This is a genomic window from Streptomyces sp. NPDC094143 (assembly GCF_040303825.1).
Lineage (GTDB): Bacteria > Actinomycetota > Actinomycetes > Streptomycetales > Streptomycetaceae > Streptomyces.
Map to the genome: position 1 here is coordinate 14,803 of NZ_JBEOTZ010000051.1, position 17,415 is coordinate 32,217.

Here is a 17,415-nt window from a genome sequence, read left to right on the forward strand (position 1 = left end):
GGATCTTGTTCGTTGATGATCACGTGCTGTGGGAGGTGGGGATCTGACGAACGGCCAGTGGGCCCGGCTTGAGCCCTGCTGCCGACGGGCATCAAGCCGGGGCGGCCGCAGGTGTGGACGCGGCGACAGCTGATAGACGGCATACGGTGGCGGACCCGGACCGGTGCCCCCTGGCGGGACGTGCCTGAACGTTACGGGCCGTGGGACCGGGTCTATGACCTGTTTCGGCGCTGGCAGCGGGACGGCACCTGGGCAAGGATCCTCACCCAGCTCCAGGCCGAGGCGGACGCGAAGGGCCTGATCACCTGGGAGGTCAACGTCGACTCCCCTGTCTGCCGGGCTCATCAGCACGCCGCGGGAGCGGCGAAAAAGGGGACCTCCAGAAGGAATCACCCGGCGGGATCTTCGTCGAGCCGGCCGACCACGGCCTTGGACGCTCCCGCGGTGGACTGACCAGCAAAATCCACCTTGCAGTCGAGCAGGGGCAGAAGCCCGAGTCCGTCGTGATCACGGCCAGGCAGCGGGGCGACTCCCCGCAGTTGAAGCGGTCCTGGAAGCCATCCGGGTTCCGAGGCTGAGGCTCGGCAGGCCGCGCAAGCGCCCGGACCGGGTGCGTGCCGACAAGGCGTACGACTCCCGCGGCAATCGCTCCTACCTGCGCAGACGCGGGATCAAGGCCACAATTCCGGTTCCGGCGGACCGAGTCCGCAACCGGCTCAAGCGTGGATCGGGTGGCGGGCGGCCACCGAAGTTCGACAAGGACGACTACAAGCAACGACATGCGGTCGAGTGCGGGATCAACCGATCAAGCGCCACCGGGCCGTTGCCACCCGGTACGACAAACTCGCCGTCCGCTACGAAGCGACAGTGCTGGTCGCAGCCATCAACGAGTGGCTGCGACCAGCACTTTCACAACGGGCCCTAGTCGACCGCGGCCGCCTTGAGAGCCCGAGGGCCGACGCCGCATGAGCATCGACTCCCCATAGGCCGAGGGTGATGACTCCGGCATCGATCCAGGTCCAGCCGTGATGCTCGCGGATGTCTTGCCAATGGGGCGGTGTCCTGCGTCGCGTTCTGGAACGCTTCGGCCGATCAGGAATCGCGGTAGACACTGCCGCTGAACCGACGCGGTTGGGAGCGGAAAACAATCCGTGACGGTCGTTGCACGCAACGATGCTCCTGACGCGTCCAGGGACAGGACTCACAAGCCGACACTATCGCTCCGGCCGGGGCGGCAGGCCACCGTTGAGGTCGCGGTTCGCCGGGCTGCGGTAAGCGCTGATGCTCGCAGCGTCACTATTCGATTACAGGTTGTAACGTCGATTTGGTGCGCACCGAACGACCACTCACGCGTGTGGACCGGCTGTTCGCCAGGCTGGACCGCGAGCCGGAGCGGCCGGCGGACCTCTTTGTGCCGAAGATGAGCCCGCACCGCTTCCTCCTGCTCACCGCGACGTTAGTCCTTTACCTGGCGATCGTCTGGGCCGTGCTGACCACGTCCTGGCTGGTCCGGCTGGACTGGCAGCTGATGTTCTTCCGGCCGTACCGGCACTGGCCGCAGATCCACGCCTTCGCCGACCATTACGTCGTACTCGGCCAGCGCGGACCCACCGCGGTGTTGGTCGCCGCGTGGCTGGCCTGGCGTTCATGGCGGCAGCACGTCCTGCGCCCGCTGCTGGCGCTCGGTGTCTCCCTGCTGCTGCTGAACATCACCGTAGGCGCAGCAAAGATCGGCATGGGCCGTCTGGGCCCGCACTACGCGACCGTGATCGGCTCCAATGAGATGGGCCTGGGCGGCGAAATCTTCCCCAGCGGTCACACCGCCAACGGCGTGGTGACCTGGGGCATCCTCGCGCATCTCGCCTCCACCCCGACAGCGCGGCGGTGGTTGTCCGCCCTGTCGGCGGGCATGGCACTCGGCGTCGGCCTCACCACCGTCTACCTCGGTACGCACTGGCTCAGCGACGTCCTGCTCGGCTGGGCCGCGGGGCTGCTGATCCTGCTGGCGCTGCCGTGGTTCGAGCCGCTGATCGACCGCGCCGAGGTGTGGATCCTCGACCGGGGCGGCCAACTGCGAGCCTGGTGGCGTGCCCAGGACGGCCCCGGCGCGCCCTCGCCCGCCCCGGCCGGTGCGCCTGTGGTGCTGGGACGTCCCCCGGCCGAGGAGGAGGCTTTCGGGCGCGCGAAATGATTGTTCGGCGGCCCGCTCTTCCCGGGCGCCGGCCCACTCGGCGTGAGGCGTACGCCTTTCCGCTCGGGGCGCGCGGCGGTCACCCCGGTGGGCAGCCGCAGGCCACCGCGCGCCGACGGTATGCCGCGCGGGACGACATCGGCGTCCGCCCAGGCGGCTGACCGCCACGCCATGCGCCCAGGGGACCTGGTCATTGGTGCGACGCAGACTGGTCGACGGGCGTCTTCCCGGTCCCGGCCCGACCACGACGACGTTACGTCGGCAGGGTCCCCACCGACGGCTGGTGCCCAGTCAGTTCGTCGAACTGGTCGGGGCCTGGCAGCGGGGAGCGGCTCACCCGGATCTTCGACTGGCCGTGGGGCCGCTGCTCCCAGTCGTCCATGAAACGCGCGTACAGGCCGTGCTTGCGGACGAGGCCGAGCAGGGTCTCGGTGCGATAGTAGAAGTCCTCGGACAGCACCTGGTGTTCGGTACCTTCGGTGCGGTCGAAGGTGAAGTCGAAGAACCCCTTGTCGGTCAGGACGCGGCCGACGTGTGCGAGGCACTCCTCGATCACCTGAAGCGGCGAGTGGGAGAAGACGCTGTGCGCGTGCACGACGTCGAAGTGGTCACCGGGCAGGAAGTCAAAGGTGAGGTCGCCGGTGAGAGTCAGGTGCGGCAGCTTGGCCTGGAGCCCTCGCTCGACGAGGGTCTTCTTGGCAGCGATCAGGATGTCCGGCGAGATGTCGATGCCGTAGTAGTCGCCGGTACCGAGGTAGTCGATGAAGCGCCAGCCGCCGCGCAGGTTGCCGCATCCGATGTCGAGCATCCGGTGCCCGGGGCGTAGCCCGTGCTCGAGAAGGTAGTCGAACTGCATCTGCCCGACTGCCAGCCACCGCTCGTGGGTCCGGCTGCCGACCGCCGCCTCCGGGTTGCGGCGGGTATCCGAGGCCATCACCGCCCGGTAGTAGCCGACGTGGTCGGGATGCTTCCAGCGCAGCCAGGCGTCCCGCGCGGCGCGCCGGAAATACGGAGCGACGCGACCGGGATGAGTTAGGGCGTAACCGACCCTGTGGGTGAGGGTAGAGCGGTTACGCTGCAGCTTCTTCGGGGATTTCGCATCCTGGGCCATGGCGGCGACCTCCGTACGAGGGCCCCCCGGATGCGGGGAGCGTCCTGTGACAAGGGATGAAGACAAGGGCCAAAACAACAAGCCGGTGAGCGACCGGGCTTACCAGCGCACCGGCCCGTAGCCTCCTGGGTGGGCCCCACGCCAAAGTAACGGGCCGCCGCACGCGACACACGCCACCATGCACGCGACGGCCGCCCGAAGGCCGATGCCTGCCTCTCGGATCACCTCGTGGTAGCGGGCCGGCCACGCACCTGCGCGGCGTTGCCCTTGGCCGCCGACCCACTCCTCGAACATGCGCACGCCAGGGCAGCCGGATTGAACCCATTTGACAGGTATCACCTGGAAAGCAGCACAAGTCACCCCTCGGGCGAGGCCGGCCAGACCCGCACATCCGCCCGCAGACAGAGCGACCGATGAAGGACGTCCTCCAGCCTTCGACAAAGCTCAGTACCGCCGCCGCAGTGCCGTCGAGCGGTGCGTCAGCAAGTGGAAGCAGTACCGTGCAGTGAGCGGTTCCGCAGGAGCCTGGCCTGGCAACATCGCCCGCCGGCCCGGCGGCCTGGTCGCTCTCGCCATTCAGTAGGCCACCTGCACACTTCCATATCCGGCGGATACGCCTCGCGCAGCCGCGACGGCATCCACGACCCCCTCACGTCGAGACGGCCCGCGCGACGGCGATCCGTTACCGGGGCGTGGGTGACGGGTCGCCTGGTGGGTGGTTGCCGATCTTCGCCGGGCTCCGTTCGTAGGATGGCCCCATGCCTGGCCTGCGGGAGCTCGCGGAACGCACACCGGCACGGCGTGAACGCTATGTCGACCTGCTGCGGGCGCTCGCCATCCTCATCGTGGTGCTCGGCCACTGGATGGTCATCGTGGTCACCGGCGGTGCACGCGGACTGGACGGCTTCAGCGCCCTGGAAGTGCTGCCCTGGGGCCGCCCGATCACCTGGCTGCTCCAGGTGATGCCGGTGTTCTTCATGGTGGGTGGGTTCGCCAACGCCGCCTCGCTGACATGGCACACTCGCGGGGGCGGCGACGTCGGTGACTGGCTGCTCGACCGCAGCGCCCGGCTGGTACGGCCGACGACCGTGCTACTGGTGACGCTCGCCGTCGCCGCACTGATGGCCCGGCTGGCGGGTGCCGATCCGGCTCAGGTGGGCCGGGCGGTGTGGCTGGCCTCGATCCCGCTGTGGTTCCTGCTCGTCTACCTCGTGGTGGTCTTCCTGACGCCGCCCATGCACCGCCTGCACCGGCGGGCGGGCCTGGTCGTGCCGCTGGTCCTGGTGGGACTGCTCGCCGCGGGGGACGTGACACGGCTGGCGTTCGACGCGTCGACGCTGCAGTTGGGCAACTACCTGTTCGCCTGGCTGGCGGTGCACCAGATCGGCTTCGCCTGGCAGGACGGGACGCTACCGGTCCGGCCCAAGGTGGCGGTGCCGTTGCTGGTGGGCGGTGCCGCGTGGGCGGTGCTGCTCACGGCGGCCGGCCCGTACCCGGTCAGCATGGTCGACGTTCCCGGCACGTCGTTCCGCAACCTCTCGCCGCCAACACTTGCGCTGCTCGCGGTGGCCACGGCTCAGCTCGGGCTGGTGCTGCTGCTGCGGGACGCGGCGAGGCGGTGGCTGCAACGGCTCGGGCCGTGGATGGCCGTGCTCGCCGTGAACTCGGTGATCCTGACCGTGCTGCTGTGGCACATGAGCGCCTTCGTGCTCGTCGCCGTGGCCGTGTACGCCTGGGATCCGTTCCCGCTGGCCCAACCCCCGGGGGACACAGGAGCGTGGCTGCTGTGGAAGCTGCCGTGGATGGTCGTGCTTTTCACCGTGCTCGGCTTGCTGGTGGCGGTCTTCGGCCGGGTGGAGAGGCGTCGTCTACGGCGCGGTGCCGAGACCTTCTGCAGTCGGTGGACGCCGAGAGCGCTCGGCCGGCCCCGGCTGCGGGCCACCGCGACCACCGTCGGCTACGCCGCCTGCGTGCTCGGTCTGCTCGATGTGGCCCTCGCCGGTCCGGCCGACCACGGCCCGCTCGGACTGCCGACCACAGCCCTGGCCGTTTTCCTAGTCGGCGCCGCCCTGCTCCGCGCGGCCCGCGCGGCAACCGATCGACAGGCCGACTGACGGGGCGGGCTGTGGCGCCTGCCACGGGATTGTGGCGCCGCTGTCCGGACCATGCCGCGCATCTTTGGGGCGCAGCCAGTGCGGTATGTCAGTGGCGGAGGGGCTGCTCTTGTTTCCTGGCCTCGGCCAGTTGTCGACGGGCGACAAACAATGCTGTGTCCAGCTGGCGGGTGCCGGTGATCACACACAGTGTGTAGGTGGCGTCCTCAAGCTGGCGGGCGGTCTCGGTGCTGTTGTCGGCGGCCAGGCGGCGTCTGAGTCTTTCGCATCGTTCGACCAGCTCCCGCAGGAGCGAAGGGTGCGCCGTGATCATGGCTGGCTTCCTTCCGGTGTAGCTCGGGCGGACCAGCCCCTTCACCCATACGGTTGCAGCCGTGGGCGTCTGCCGCATCTGGAGGCCGTGGCTTGGCGGGGCACCCCGGCTGCCGGCCCCGGTGGCCGGCGGAATTCCCGGAGCGCCGATGCCCTGTGGGGTGGAATGTCGCGGCCGTGACGTTGCCCGGGCTGCCCCGTTGGATTGCTGACACGTCATGCAGCGTGTCGGCGGTCCAACGCCTGCATTCCCGGCGTGCTGCAGCTCGGCCCGCCCTCCCGGTGCGGTTGTACCGGCCGGTGACCGACGCCCCCCGCAGGGATGTCATTACTCGATAGGATCCGGGGCAGCCGAGCGGTGTGGGGCGCGCGGGCCCGGGGAGCCTCTCAGGACTTCGGGGAAGCGATCCCAGGGAAAGGGGCGCTCATACGATTGCCGGACCTCCCCGGGTGAGTCTGACCCGCCTGCCGATCACCCCGCCGCCCCGCTCCCACCAAGCCGGTGCGCGCCAAGGCGTGATCTCATCCGCCAGGCTGCGAGCCAGGTGATGACTCGCCCTCCGGCCCGGCGGCACCGGCTCCGCTCACACGACGGGGGGCCAGTGACAGCATCACCGCTGTCTGCAAGCGAAGGGAAGCGATCACCTCGGCCAGCTGGTCACGCAGGCACACACCCGCCTCGTACCCGGCTGCCCGGAGACCATCTGGCCTGTCCTGACCAGGCGTCTCTGAATCTCTCAAGCGAGCCGGTCCGCAACGGCAAGCACCACGGCAGCGGCAACAAGCACCGCTGAGTAGACGACCATCACGGCCCGGCTCCGCCCGCCGTCACACCTGACGCCGACGCCCAGATCATCCCGCTCGGGCCGGGAGCCAGTAAGTCCGAGCGGTGCCGCATAGGGCACAGCATCGTCAACGCGAGGATTCACGTCCGGAACAACGCGTGATGAGGGGATTTCGACACAGCACAACCGCCGTCATAACCCGTTCAGCCCACACGCTGCCCACATACACCGGCGCCGCACCCACCCCGGTCCGCGTGCTAGGTCAGGGCCGCTTCGAAAGGGGCAACACCTTCTTCCCCGCCGTTGACTTGGGCCCAACAGGGCAACAGGCGTCCGGGGGCGTCCAGCCGGTCATAGAGGTAGGGACGCGAACGGGCCCAGCCTCCGCGCAATCTTGCTCGGGCCCCACAGGATGGTCCCTGGTTGCCCGGCCGCGGGAATGGCCGGCGGAGAGCCGTTTCCAGATGTGCGGCGGGCCGGACCGGCCGCCTGACTCCCAGGAGCACCCCCATGACAGTGATGCTTACGCGCTCGTACCGGCGTGGAGGATGCCCGCGAGGCGCATGAGGCGGTCGTCGACCGATTGCGGGCCAATGCCATGGTCACGCCGCCCGGCCCCTACCGGCAGATGCTCGATCGCCAGGTGGACGACGTCCAGGAAAGCCTTCAGCGCATCGAGCCCCACGTGCGCGAGCTGCGGCCCCGCGGCGGGCTTGTCGGGGGCAGCGCCGATATCGCGCGGTTCATCTCGCGCAGCGTCGTGCGAACCGCCATGCTGCCGCTGACCACCGGATCCACGCTCGTGACGAACATGCTGCGCGGCCGACGGCCGAACGACAAGCGGCGGCTGCTGGAAAACGCCGAAGACGAGTACGCGATCACAGCCCGGGCGCTGGCGGCCTGCCGGGCCGGCCAGAGCATCGCCGAAGCGGTCCGCGCCCAGGCCACCGCCGACCTGCTCGCCGCACTGCGGCGCCAGGACGAGGAACTGCTCGAAAGGCTGGAGAACAGCGTCACCCAGAACGCTCGGGCCGTGGCGGCCGCAGCCAACGGCTCCGTCCAGGACAATGGCGGCGGCCTGGCCGACGCGGCCGCCCGCACCGTGCGGACCGCGCGGACCGGATGCCAGATGCCGCCCAGACCGGTGGGCGACGGGCCAGGAGTGCGGCCGAGGGCGCGGTGCGCGAGATGCCCGAGCCGACCCGGATGGCAGAGGAGGTCCAGGGGGCGGTGACCCGGGAGGAGGAATTGCCCATCCCCCGCTTCAGCCAGCTCAGCGCCGACGAAATCAGGCAACAGCTGCGCACGCTCTCCCAGTCAGACCTAACAGTCATCGAGGGATACGAACGCACCCACGCCAAGCGGCCCGGAGTCCTGGACGCCATAGAGCAGCTACGTGGCAGTGAGCCCTGGGACGGCTACGACACCATGAACCCCGACCGGATCACCGCCGGGCTGCACGATGCTCCCTCCAGCGTGGCCCGTCAGGTGCTGGAGTACGAGCAGCGCCACCGCCAGCACGAAACCGTCATCTCCGCCGCCGAAGCGCGCACCGCCCAATCAGCCAGGCGGCTGAGCGTGCTGCCGCCAGCGGATGAATGCAGCCAGCCCTCACCCGGCAGTCCGGACGGGGGCATCACGAGCTGGCTCTGGAACCTAACCCTCAATCAGGCTCCACCGCTCACAACCGGGTATCACACTCCGGTTTGGATCTCGACACGGCGCGGCTTTACCGCTTCCGCCTCCATACGGATGCAGCCATCGGCACCTGCCGCATCTGGAGGCTGTGGCCTAGCGGGGCACCCCGGCCGGCCGCGAGGGGTGGCGGACATGCCCAGAGCGCCGATCGCCCCGACGACCTCAGCAGGGACGTCGCCCCACGCCGCCCACAGTTTGGACGTGGCCCGGGGTCACCTACTGACTGATACATCTGGATGATTTTCCTTGTGCGCTCGCACGCCTTGCATATCGCAGCGCGCGTATTGTGTCTTAGGCGGGCCGTCAGCCTGGAGGAAACAGGTATCGACCTTCCACGTGCCGGGCTGGAACCCCATGTTAGCCATCGATTCGATCTTGACGCCTCGACGTTCCTTCAATGTGCCGTCGCATTCAAGCTTGTCGATCCAGCCCGTGCCGAATTCCCCACTTCTCCTGTAGAGAGTGATGTCCACGTAGTTCCAATTGTCCTGCGCTTGGCATTGATACTTCACAGAGACGTAAACGCTGTTCTTGTACCCGCTCTTACCCCTCTGTGAATACTCCCCCATCTTGGCATGGAGAATGTGGATCTTTGTTGGAGGTTCGGCTTGCGCCGGGCCGGGGACGGCAAGGAGGAGCGTTGCGGCTGCCAAAGCCGTAGCAGCGCGGCGAATCACGCTCCGGCCTGCCGAATTGGTGCGGCGCGGACGGAATTCGGGCGCACATCGCGTCGGGCCCGAGACGGCAGAGACCATGGATAGTTCCCTTCGATACGTCGATTGCATCACATGGAAGTTTGAACGCTCCAGCCGGCCCGGAGCGCGGTAGCACCCGAGCCGACTGCGCATGATGTGACTGGCCCTGCGAGGGCCTTACTTCAGCAGTGAGTCGACGGTGTTGGATGCACCAGAGGTGGCGGACAGGGCGGTGCTGTTGGCGGCGTCCTTGGCGCTGCTCACGGCGCCGGGTTCCGGCATTGGGGGCATGGGCGGCTGGGAAGAGGACGACGACTCCTCAGAGGACCCCTTGGGGTCGAACTGGTAGGTGTCGGTGACCTTGTGCTCCTTGACGATCTTCCCTGGAGCCGGAGAAACGATCATTACGGGAAGATCATTGTCGTTCTCACCGGCGAAGGCGACGGGAGCCTGGCCGAGCACGATCGCCGAGGCGGCTACGGCCGCCGCAGCAAAAGCAATACGGGTACGGGCAGAAACCATCAGGAAACTCCTTACAGATAGGGAAAGCGCAAAGGCGTAGCGACGGGAAAGGTAGACGCCCTCGCCAATAGGGCGTGATCAGCCTGGCAAGGAGAAATGCCAGGCTGATCGCCTCCCCCGAGAGAAGTCCTATCGGCAGCCCATCAAACTGGTCAAATCATGTGACGTGCCGCCGTCACAGGATTAACCGTCCGGATGTTCATCAGACGTAGGTGTTTTCGATAGCAACTAGTCGGCTCGGGGCCACACCGCTCAAACGTTGCCGGAATAAACGGTCCTTCGAGCACCTTGGCGATTCGGCGCGCCGCAGCCGCCCATCTCTCGGACGGATAAGACACTCACGAGTGAGGACAGCCCACCGAGTAACGCAGCAGACCCAACCGGGTGGGCCACTGGCTCCGTGATGACCTGGCATCAGACGTCGGTCAGCAAATCGGGATGCCGCGACGGGCGTTCCGTTCCGGTGCAGGGGGCCACAAGCGCCGTACCAAGACGGAACAGGTAGCTTCCGCATCGGCGGGCCTTGGCTGCCGCCAGGAGCGGCGGGCTAGGCCTGCTATGGGTTGGTCGGGATTGAGGAGAGGTGGAAGGCCCGCGCGGCGCTGCGCGATGGCCGCGGCGGGCCGGCAACCGCGCGCAGTTCGCGCTGGGGGACATGGCGCTGGAGATCGAGCCGATGAGGTCGGTGGGCGGATCGATGCCGAACGGCACGGACGACCTGTTCACGGTGACGGAGTCGTTGCAGATGTTCGCGGACGACATCGGTGTCGGCGGACGGTGGAGGACTGGCGCTACACCGCCAACCGGTGGCCGCAGGAACGCCGCAAGGACGGGGTGTCGTTCACGGTCCACCGCATCCTGGCCTCGGTCGTTGATGAGGACGAGCGGTGGGCGGCGATCGAGGACGCGCCGTTCAACCCGCGCACCGGTGCGAGGCAGTGGACGCCCGACGGCGCGAAGCGGGTCGTCGGCCAGCGGGTCGACCGCCCGGTCACGGTGGATGAAAAGGTCCAAGCCGTCGCCGACTTGTCCCGGGACGACGAGGTCGTTGCCCAGGTCGCCACCGATCTGCTGAAGCGGCCGGCGGTGACCCAACATGTCACCCCGGCCGAACGGGTGCGGGTCGCCACAGAGCTGACCAGGGACGACACGGTCGCCAAAGAGGTCACGACCAGCCTGCTGCGACGGCCGACCGTCGCCCGGACAGCGATGCGCGACGACACCACCCGGATGCTCGTCAACCGCGCGCAGTTCGACAACTCCAACGCAACGCGCGCGAACGGATCCGGGAGCGCACACCGGCCGTCCGGAAAATCGAGCACACCATCGAGTACCTCGACCTGGTCGGCTCCCACGGCTTCGTCGCCACCCTGGGTGGTCCCGCAGTTGCGCGGGCAGGAGTTCACCGAGGACGAGCGCGAGACCGTCCGCCGCCAGATCGGCCGGGTCCGCGCGGCGGTGGACTGGCTCGACGGCTGGGCGTTTCATGCGGACAGGCGACAGAGCTATATGAGTTTCGCCTATCTGCAACTGGGGGCCGACGCGGATACCGAAGAGGCAGTGGACGCCACCCTCGACTCGGTTATGGACAAATGGCAGTATGAGACTCGGGCGGCGTTAGGCCACTGCGCCATCGGCACGGTTTTCCGCCGCCGACTCGGGACGCCCACTGCGCCGCCGGACTCCTCCGGCCCGCCCTCACTCACCGGTCCCCCCGGTCAGCTCGCCCGGGACAGCGCACGGCTCGTCCGACACAGACGGGCGCATACCGGTAATACCCACACGGACGCAAGTCGTCAGTATCCGCCTGGACAGTCGCAGGGCGTCAGGGCCGAAAACCCGGATGGCCAGCGCGGTCAGCAGCAACGCTGTAACAGCGTCGTGCACGTGCCCTCCCCGTTGGAAGTGGTCTGGGAAACGCCGCCCCCCTCGGCGCCGGAGGCGTGCGCCTCCAGCCATAGAGCGTTTGGGAAGCAAGAAACGTGCAGGGCAGACGAGCAAAGAATCTTACGTTCAGTACTTACTCAAGTACTTCCGAAATCGCTCAGGGCCGAGCGGTTCCTGTCGGGAGTGGAAGTGTCACGACCTGCTGGTGCTCTTCGTCAAGGAGAACCCCGTCCCCTGATCCAGTCGGCTGGGGCTCCCGCACCCAAGGGGTGGGAGCCCCGGCGAGTGCCAGGGCCGCCAACCGGCGCACCGGTCGCCCAGTGGAGTGAACTCGCAGCGCACCATGCCATGCCGGCCCTCAGTGTCCAGTAGGTGTAGTGCGTGATCAAAAACCTGATGCGTGCCACGGCGATCGCCGCACTGGCCATCGCCCCGATGGCCGTACCCGCCTCCGCCTCCAGCACCCCCAGCGCGGTGAAGGCAGCAATCGACTGCCCCTCCGGCTACGTGTGCATCTACCCAGAGATCAACTTCGGCGGCCAGCCCTGGGTGCGGCGTGCCGTGGACGGCAGCGTGAAGGACCTGCCCTCCGCGATCCGTGACCGCGGCAGCTCGATCCGCAACAACTCCGACCGCACCGCCCGCGTGTACGAGAAGCGCAACCACAGCGGCCGGCACGTGTGCATCACCCGCAGCGGCGGCTCCATCCACGACCTGCGCGGCTACAACCTCAACGACCAGACCCGCTCCCTGAAAATCAACCGCAACAACTGCGGCTGACCCTCCCCCACCCACCGCAACAAGGCGCCCGATACGTATCCAGCAGTCAGCCCCGCCCGGCAAGCATCACCGGGTTGGCTGCGCAACTCTCAACGAGTGTCGTTTGTCGATGACTTCGGATGCCAGGCGCCGACCTGCCAGGCGCGGCCAGCAAGTCTGTGCTCGGCCTTGGCCTCAAGATCGGAACGGACCTCCAAAACGCCATCAATGGGTCTGCTGACTACGTCGGCGGCGAATTCTGCTAGGCCGTTTCGTTCAGACCACGTGATCAGAACGCAGCCGCCTAGCTGCAGAGTTGCCCGGCTGCTGCGTCATCGGGCCCGTGGCGGGCGTTCAAGCGTCCCGGAGCCGCAGGCCGTGGGCAGCCCAACAGGAGGGTGCGGGCGGGATAAGCTGAGGTGGAGTTCCTCTTCGTAAGGCTCTTTGGTTGGCCGGTGCCCTTGCCACCCGCTTCGGCGGATTGGGTACCGGCCGCTCTCGTGACGTTTTTGGCGGTGGTCGAGGGTGATGTGGGCGGATGGCGCATCGATCGAGAAGCGCTGACAGAAGCGATCCGTGCCCGGTGGTCTGAGGCTGAGATCGACTCTATTCACCGCAGTGAAGTGCGCAGCCTCGTATGGCAGTTTGAGACGGAGAACGGCCCAGGTGAGGCGTATCTGCACGAGGATGGTACCTGCCTGTACATGGACGTCTCGGAGGAAGACGCGATCTGGTTGGCGATTGTCTTCCGCGGGCTGACACTCCCGGACCTTGACCTGGTGTTCTGCGACGAGGGTTACACGTTCGACGTTCGTCTGCGGGCGGGCATGACCGAGGCCGATTTGACGGACCTGGTCAATGCTGCGGGTTGATCTCAGCCCGAGGCGGCGAATTGGAGGGCCAGGACGGCTTGGACGAGGCTCGTGATCCGGGTCGTCGAGCAGCGGAGCTTGCGCAGGAGTCGCCAGGACTTGAGGGTGGCAATGGCCTGCTCGACCAATGCACGGATCTTTGCGTGGGACCGGTTGACGGCCTGCTGGCCGGTGGAGAGGCTGTCCCATCGGCCGCGGTAAGGGAGACGGACCGTGCCGCCTGCACCCCGGTAGCCCTTATCTGCCCAGCAGGCGATGCCGGCCTCGGCGAGTGCCTCGATGATGCCGTGCTCACGCGCGGCACGGACGTCGTGAACGGCGCCCGCCAAGGCTGGTGAAGCCCACATCAGACGCCCCTGCGGATCAGCTATGACCTGCACGTTCATGCCGTGCTTCTTGTGTTTGCCCGAGTAGAACGGGCGATCGGCGGCGATTCGGTCGATCGGCAGGAGTGTCCCGTCCAGGATCACGTACGCCTTCGTCGACGCCGCTCGTACGGCTTCGGTGAGGGTGGGGGCGAGGGCGGCCAAGAGGTTGACGGCCTCGGTGATGTATCGGTAGGCGGTGGTGGTGCCGATCCCGAATCCGGCCGCTAGCTGGGCGTAGGGCTGCCCGTTGCGCAGGTGGGCGAGGGTGAGCAGGGCCTGTCGGCCTGCGTTCAGGCTTTGCGCCATCGTGTTCCGAGAGCGCGGCGGTGTTCCCTCAGACGGGCGGCGAGGAAGCGCAGGGCAGCGCTGGACACGTCGACGCCGGACGGGTAGACAAGCATGCGAAGCCTCTGGTGGAGACGGTTCTCTTGGTCGAAAACCCATCTACCAGAGGCTTCATCTGTCTGTCAGCCTAACTGCCCCGGCCGTCATGGGAGGTTGGAAAGGGCTCGATGATGCCGCCGCCGCTGTTCGCCATCGCCGCGATGTCCTTCGGGAAGTCCGTCTGCGACAGACCCTTTGCCGGCGGAAGCTCGGATTTCCAGTCCAGGTCGTCGGCCTCAGTCACGCCAGCCTCCACGGCAGCGTCCAGGAGTTCGTCGGTCAAGGGCCCAGGGGCACGCCCTAGTGTGCGGTGGAGGGCAGTGAAGCTCATGTCCTGAGCTTAGATGCGCACGTGGCCGCGCGCTTGGACTGGGTTTCCTGTCTTCATCAGCCACAGCAAAGTCCCGCCTTGCTCAACTCACTGGCCGACGATGTGCACTGATCCGGCAAGGACTGCCGAATCCGTTCGACCGCGATGACGGCGCCGGCCACCGGTCGTACATGGGGCGGCGGCCGTGTCTTCGGGCGGGACGACGGCTGGTGGGAGAGCCACATCGCCGACGCCGACTCCTCCTGGGCCAACCACGGCATCCCAGGCCCGGGGTCCTGGCCTTCGTGCAGGTCTTCGAACGCGCACGGCACAGCGGCTCCATGAGCATCTGCCTCGCCCCCGGCCAGGAGGTCCACTGGAACGGCGTCGCCAACGACCAAGGCGACTCCCACCGATGGGCCATGAGCTGCTGACGGCCCCGACGCGCGGCCCGAGGGCCTGCCCTCCGGCAGGACCCCCGGGCGGAGGACGGTCGGCCCGGCCCTGCCGCCCGGGACTGGCCCGCTGCCGCGACCGTCAACGCGACCGTGGCCTGGCCGGAGTTGTTCCCGCGCGAGAGTGGAATGCCGGGGCCCGGCTCCTTCGCTTTTCGGAAGCGAAACGCTGCTGCCCCCGGGTGCGCGGTCCCGGGCCAGCAGAGTGGGAAGGCCGGTCGTGCGACACGCTGGGGCCCCGCCCGCGTGCGCTGGCAGCACGCGGGCCGGCAGGTCAGCACGGCCGGCACGCGGCGGGACCGGGGGCGGACGCAGGGGTGTTAGCCGAGGCGGAACTGCTGGTGGGCCCCATCGCCGCCGGGCTACTGGACCAGTGCCGCGCCGTTGGCGGTGTCCTCGCCGTGGACGGACAGGAACTGGCCGCTGTGGCGGTTTGCAGGGCGAAGTGCTCGTTGTCCTTCTGGACCAGGCGCCACTGCTGGTGGGCCTTGCCCGCCTCGTACTCCCACTGGACGACCTTGGCACCGTCGGCGGTGTCGTCGCCGTCGACGGACATGGCCTTGCCACTGTGCACCGCCCAGGACGGTTTCACATGTAGCAGTGGCAGCTTGCCCTCCCATATAACCGACCGCCTTGGATCGGACAGTTCACCAGCCGCCTCGCCGGGCACGACGACGGCAGCTTCGATCCGACGCCGCCGCGGTCCCGCTGCCTCCAGCTTCCCGGTTTCGCCAGGCCAACGATCGACCGGCACATCCGCCATAGCCGGGGCCGTGTGTCCGGTACGGACACCAGCCGACGTGGACGGGGGCCGCGTCCCATCGGATCCGGACTCCTCGGGTAAAGGGGGCCAGATCCGTCATGGCCTGGACCGCAGAAGGTCTCGCACCGCAGGGTCGTGTGAACGGGCGCGGGCGGGCGTGCATAGGCGGCGGCGGTCGAGGAGGAAGCGCATGAAAACTTCCCTCTGGCCGGGGCTGTGGGGTTGTTCCGGAGGGATGTGGGTCCAGGCGTGGGCGAGGGCTGCCTCGTGGAAGGCGGAGGCGGATTCGGCGTCGGGGGCCGCGGATTGGACCAGGACATGGTCCGGGTCGGGTGTTTGAGTGCGGCGGGCGGCCACCTCGTCATCTTCGATCGGGCGGGCAGGTAGAGGGTTGGTGGTGAGGGCGGTGCAGTCGTCGTGCGGGTCGGTGAGGGCGGCGAGGATGATCTGCAGCATCTCGGCGAAGTAGGGGCCGGGGGCGGGGATTTCGACGTCGGGGTTGCGGCGGTAGCCGTCGCTGACGGCTGCGGTGGTGTAGGACATGACGGCGAGGGTCGTGTCGCTGTAGGTGCGGACGCTGTCGGCGGTCAGCTGAGCGACCATGCGCAGGATGGTGGCGGTGCTGGCCGCGCATCCGTCGTCGGGGTCGGTGTCGGAGTTGTCGCCGGTCTGGTCGAGCCAGAAGTCGGCTGTCTGGTGGTCGCCACGGGCCCGGTGGTGCAGCGCAAGGCAGTAGCTGGCGCCGCGGTCGCCGGCTCCGGCGGCGTACTGCCACCAGTAGCGTGCGCCGTCCTGGGCGCCGGCCAGGTGCAGCAGGCAGCCCAGGATCCAGGCTCCTTCCGGGCTGGGGAGCTGCTCGGTGATGAAGTCGGTGATCTGGGGCGTGCTGGCGTGGGTCACGGCGACCTCGCACAAGGAACGCAGGTGCTCGGCGGCGGTGTCGTCGACGAGGGTCTCTTCGGCGAGGCTCCAGGATTCGTCGGGCGGGGAGGTGTCCTCGGAACGGGTGCCGAGGCAGGGAATGGTGTCCGCGGGGATGCGGGGGTTCTTCAGCAGAGCCGAGCGGGCGAGGAGGTCATCGATGGCACTCATGTCGGGGTGATCACTCCCGGGCGGTGGGACGGTCGTGGAGGTGTTCGAGGGCTCCTCGTGCGTGGTGGTCGAGAGTGTGGACGTGGGCCGGGGACAGGCCGGTGGCTTCCTGGACCTCGTCGGGGGTGAACTCGCACAGGTAGCGCAGGACGACGTGGCTGATCGTGTTGAAGAAGTCGGCGACTTCGCTGATCTCGACGAACCGGGCCACCGGGTCCTCGATCCGGCTCTGTGCGACGGTCATGAACGCGGCCGGGCGCAGGTCGGGGCGCCCGTCGGGGTGCCGTCTGACGCGGAGCACATGACCCGGGAGCGCAGCAGCCGCCAGGCGTAGCGGGGGAGGTTGGGGCCGGCCGCGGCTTCTGCTTCGTCCCAGCCGGCCCACAGGATGTCGAAGGCCTCGGCCACGATCCGTTCGGGCCGTTCGATGTGGAGCAGGGCGCGGGCGTAGGCGGTGTAGTAGTGCTCCATCTGCTCGATGAAGCCGTGGTGTTCCACGGGCCGCTCCTCGGGCCCCAGCGGCCGGACGGCCGCGATGCGTTGGGTGATCCACGTGGTGGATTTGGCGGCCTCGTAGGCGCCGGCGGTCCACAGGCGGCACAGGGGCCAGGGCGGCAGTCCGAGGGCGTGGATGACGCTGTAGGTGAGTTCCCAGCTGGGGTAGTACTCGATGCCACGCAGGAGAGCGGAGATGCGGGTCTTGGAGAAGCCGGTGATCCGTGCGAGCTCGTCGAGGGTGATGCCGCGAGTGGATATCTGGTGGCGCAGACGCTCGAGCAGGGCCGTGGCTGGGGCCGAGGTTGTCGGCCATCGGCTCCGCGCGGCGGCCGCGCCGGCCCGGTACGAACGGGGCGGGCGCCACGGACAGCGGTGCGTCCGGCACATCCCCGGCAGGGGGTGGATCGTTCTGAGGAGTGGAGGTCATCGTTGCGGCTCCTCGGGCCCGGCCGGCTGCGGCGCCGGGGCGTGGGCGGGCGTGGTGCCGCAGCTGTGGGCGGCGGTGGTGAGCTGCTGCACCAGCAGGCCGAGCGAGGGCAGCAGGGCCACGGCCGCGGCGAGGTGTCCCAGCACGGTCATCACCGTGCTCCACGCGAGGA

14 protein-coding genes and 5 pseudogenes are annotated in these 17,415 nt (G+C 68.2%); 9 read left to right on the top strand and 10 right to left on the bottom strand.

Annotated elements, in window-relative coordinates; genetic code table 11:
• Positions 1-28: 28 nt before the first annotated feature.
• Both ABTZ58_RS36130 and ABTZ58_RS36135 read left to right on the top strand, forming a co-directional pair.
• A pseudogene (locus ABTZ58_RS36130) lies at positions 29-900 on the top strand (IS5 family transposase); the annotation flags it as partial.
• Between the two features lie 427 nt (positions 901-1,327).
• A complete protein-coding gene (locus ABTZ58_RS36135; RefSeq protein ID WP_502996187.1) occupies positions 1,328-2,191 on the top strand; it encodes a phosphatase PAP2 family protein in 864 nt (287 codons plus the stop codon).
• Positions 2,192-2,444: 253 nt separating this feature from the next.
• On the opposite strand, the gene ABTZ58_RS36140 is transcribed toward ABTZ58_RS36135, so the two are convergent.
• Positions 2,445-3,302, bottom strand: coding sequence for a class I SAM-dependent methyltransferase (locus tag ABTZ58_RS36140; protein ID WP_351366489.1), 858 nt, complete (start codon positions 3,300-3,302; stop codon positions 2,445-2,447).
• Positions 3,303-4,060: 758 nt separating this feature from the next.
• Between ABTZ58_RS36140 and ABTZ58_RS36145 the strand changes: the two genes are divergently transcribed.
• Positions 4,061-5,416: an acyltransferase family protein gene (locus tag ABTZ58_RS36145; protein ID WP_351366491.1), complete on the top strand. Its 1,356-nt coding sequence runs from the start codon at positions 4,061-4,063 to the stop codon at positions 5,414-5,416.
• Between the two features lie 88 nt (positions 5,417-5,504).
• Here the strand turns inward: ABTZ58_RS36145 and ABTZ58_RS36150 are convergent, their stop codons facing one another.
• Positions 5,505-5,729 (bottom strand): DUF5133 domain-containing protein, encoded by a 225-nt coding sequence (locus ABTZ58_RS36150; protein WP_351366494.1) that lies wholly within the window; start codon positions 5,727-5,729, stop codon positions 5,505-5,507.
• Positions 5,730-7,054: 1,325 nt separating this feature from the next.
• On the opposite strand from ABTZ58_RS36150, the gene ABTZ58_RS36155 reads away from it, so the two are divergent.
• A complete protein-coding gene (locus ABTZ58_RS36155) occupies positions 7,055-7,747 on the top strand; it encodes a hypothetical protein (protein ID WP_351366497.1) in 693 nt (230 codons plus the stop codon).
• 676 nt (positions 7,748-8,423) lie between these two features.
• Here ABTZ58_RS36155 and ABTZ58_RS36160 read toward each other — a convergent pair.
• Both ABTZ58_RS36160 and ABTZ58_RS36165 read right to left on the bottom strand, forming a co-directional pair.
• Complete coding sequence (locus ABTZ58_RS36160; RefSeq protein WP_351366500.1) at positions 8,424-8,966, bottom strand: hypothetical protein; 543 nt, start codon at positions 8,964-8,966, stop codon at positions 8,424-8,426.
• 117 nt (positions 8,967-9,083) lie between these two features.
• Positions 9,084-9,428 (bottom strand): hypothetical protein, encoded by a 345-nt coding sequence (locus ABTZ58_RS36165; RefSeq protein ID WP_351366503.1) that lies wholly within the window; start codon positions 9,426-9,428, stop codon positions 9,084-9,086.
• Positions 9,429-10,037: 609 nt separating this feature from the next.
• Here ABTZ58_RS36165 and ABTZ58_RS40360 point away from each other — a divergent pair.
• The 4 genes and pseudogenes from ABTZ58_RS40360 to ABTZ58_RS36180 all read left to right on the top strand — a co-directional run.
• A pseudogene (locus ABTZ58_RS40360) lies at positions 10,038-10,841 on the top strand (DUF6192 family protein); the annotation flags it as partial.
• Positions 10,733-11,032, top strand: a pseudogene (locus ABTZ58_RS40365) (hypothetical protein); the annotation flags it as partial. The pseudogenes ABTZ58_RS40360 and ABTZ58_RS40365, both read left to right, overlap by 109 nt.
• Before the next feature lie 664 nt (positions 11,033-11,696).
• Entirely contained in the window at positions 11,697-12,095 is a 399-nt protein-coding gene (locus ABTZ58_RS36175; protein ID WP_351366509.1) for a peptidase inhibitor family I36 protein, read from the top strand.
• A gap of 398 nt (positions 12,096-12,493) precedes the next feature.
• A complete protein-coding gene (locus ABTZ58_RS36180) occupies positions 12,494-12,946 on the top strand; it encodes a hypothetical protein (protein WP_351366512.1) in 453 nt (150 codons plus the stop codon).
• 2 nt (positions 12,947-12,948) lie between these two features.
• Here the strand turns inward: ABTZ58_RS36180 and ABTZ58_RS36185 are convergent.
• Together ABTZ58_RS36185 and ABTZ58_RS36190 are read right to left on the bottom strand one after the other, a co-directional pair.
• Positions 12,949-13,715 (bottom strand): annotated as a pseudogene (locus tag ABTZ58_RS36185) (IS5 family transposase).
• A 71-nt stretch (positions 13,716-13,786) separates the two neighbouring features.
• On the bottom strand, positions 13,787-13,981 hold the full coding sequence (locus ABTZ58_RS36190) for a hypothetical protein (protein WP_351366515.1): 195 nt from the start codon (positions 13,979-13,981) through the stop codon (positions 13,787-13,789).
• Positions 13,982-14,227: 246 nt separating this feature from the next.
• Between ABTZ58_RS36190 and ABTZ58_RS36195 the strand changes: the two are divergent.
• Positions 14,228-14,442 (top strand): annotated as a pseudogene (locus ABTZ58_RS36195) (peptidase inhibitor family I36 protein); the annotation flags it as partial.
• A 295-nt stretch (positions 14,443-14,737) separates the two neighbouring features.
• On the opposite strand, the gene ABTZ58_RS36200 reads toward ABTZ58_RS36195, so the two are convergent.
• The 4 genes from ABTZ58_RS36200 to ABTZ58_RS36215 form a co-directional block, all read right to left on the bottom strand.
• Positions 14,738-15,037 carry an RICIN domain-containing protein gene (locus tag ABTZ58_RS36200; protein ID WP_351366518.1) on the bottom strand — a complete coding sequence of 100 codons (300 nt, stop codon included), beginning with the start codon at positions 15,035-15,037 and terminating at the stop codon, positions 14,738-14,740.
• A gap of 285 nt (positions 15,038-15,322) precedes the next feature.
• Positions 15,323-16,318 (bottom strand): hypothetical protein, encoded by a 996-nt coding sequence (locus ABTZ58_RS36205; protein WP_351366521.1) that lies wholly within the window; start codon positions 16,316-16,318, stop codon positions 15,323-15,325.
• A 10-nt stretch (positions 16,319-16,328) separates the two neighbouring features.
• Positions 16,329-16,562 carry a hypothetical protein gene (locus ABTZ58_RS36210; RefSeq protein ID WP_351366524.1) on the bottom strand — a complete coding sequence of 78 codons (234 nt, stop codon included), beginning with the start codon at positions 16,560-16,562 and terminating at the stop codon, positions 16,329-16,331.
• A complete protein-coding gene (locus ABTZ58_RS36215; RefSeq protein WP_351366527.1) occupies positions 16,559-17,203 on the bottom strand; it encodes a helix-turn-helix domain-containing protein in 645 nt (214 codons plus the stop codon). The genes ABTZ58_RS36210 and ABTZ58_RS36215 overlap by 4 nt, the downstream gene beginning before the upstream one ends.
• Positions 17,204-17,415: the final 212 nt, after the last annotated feature.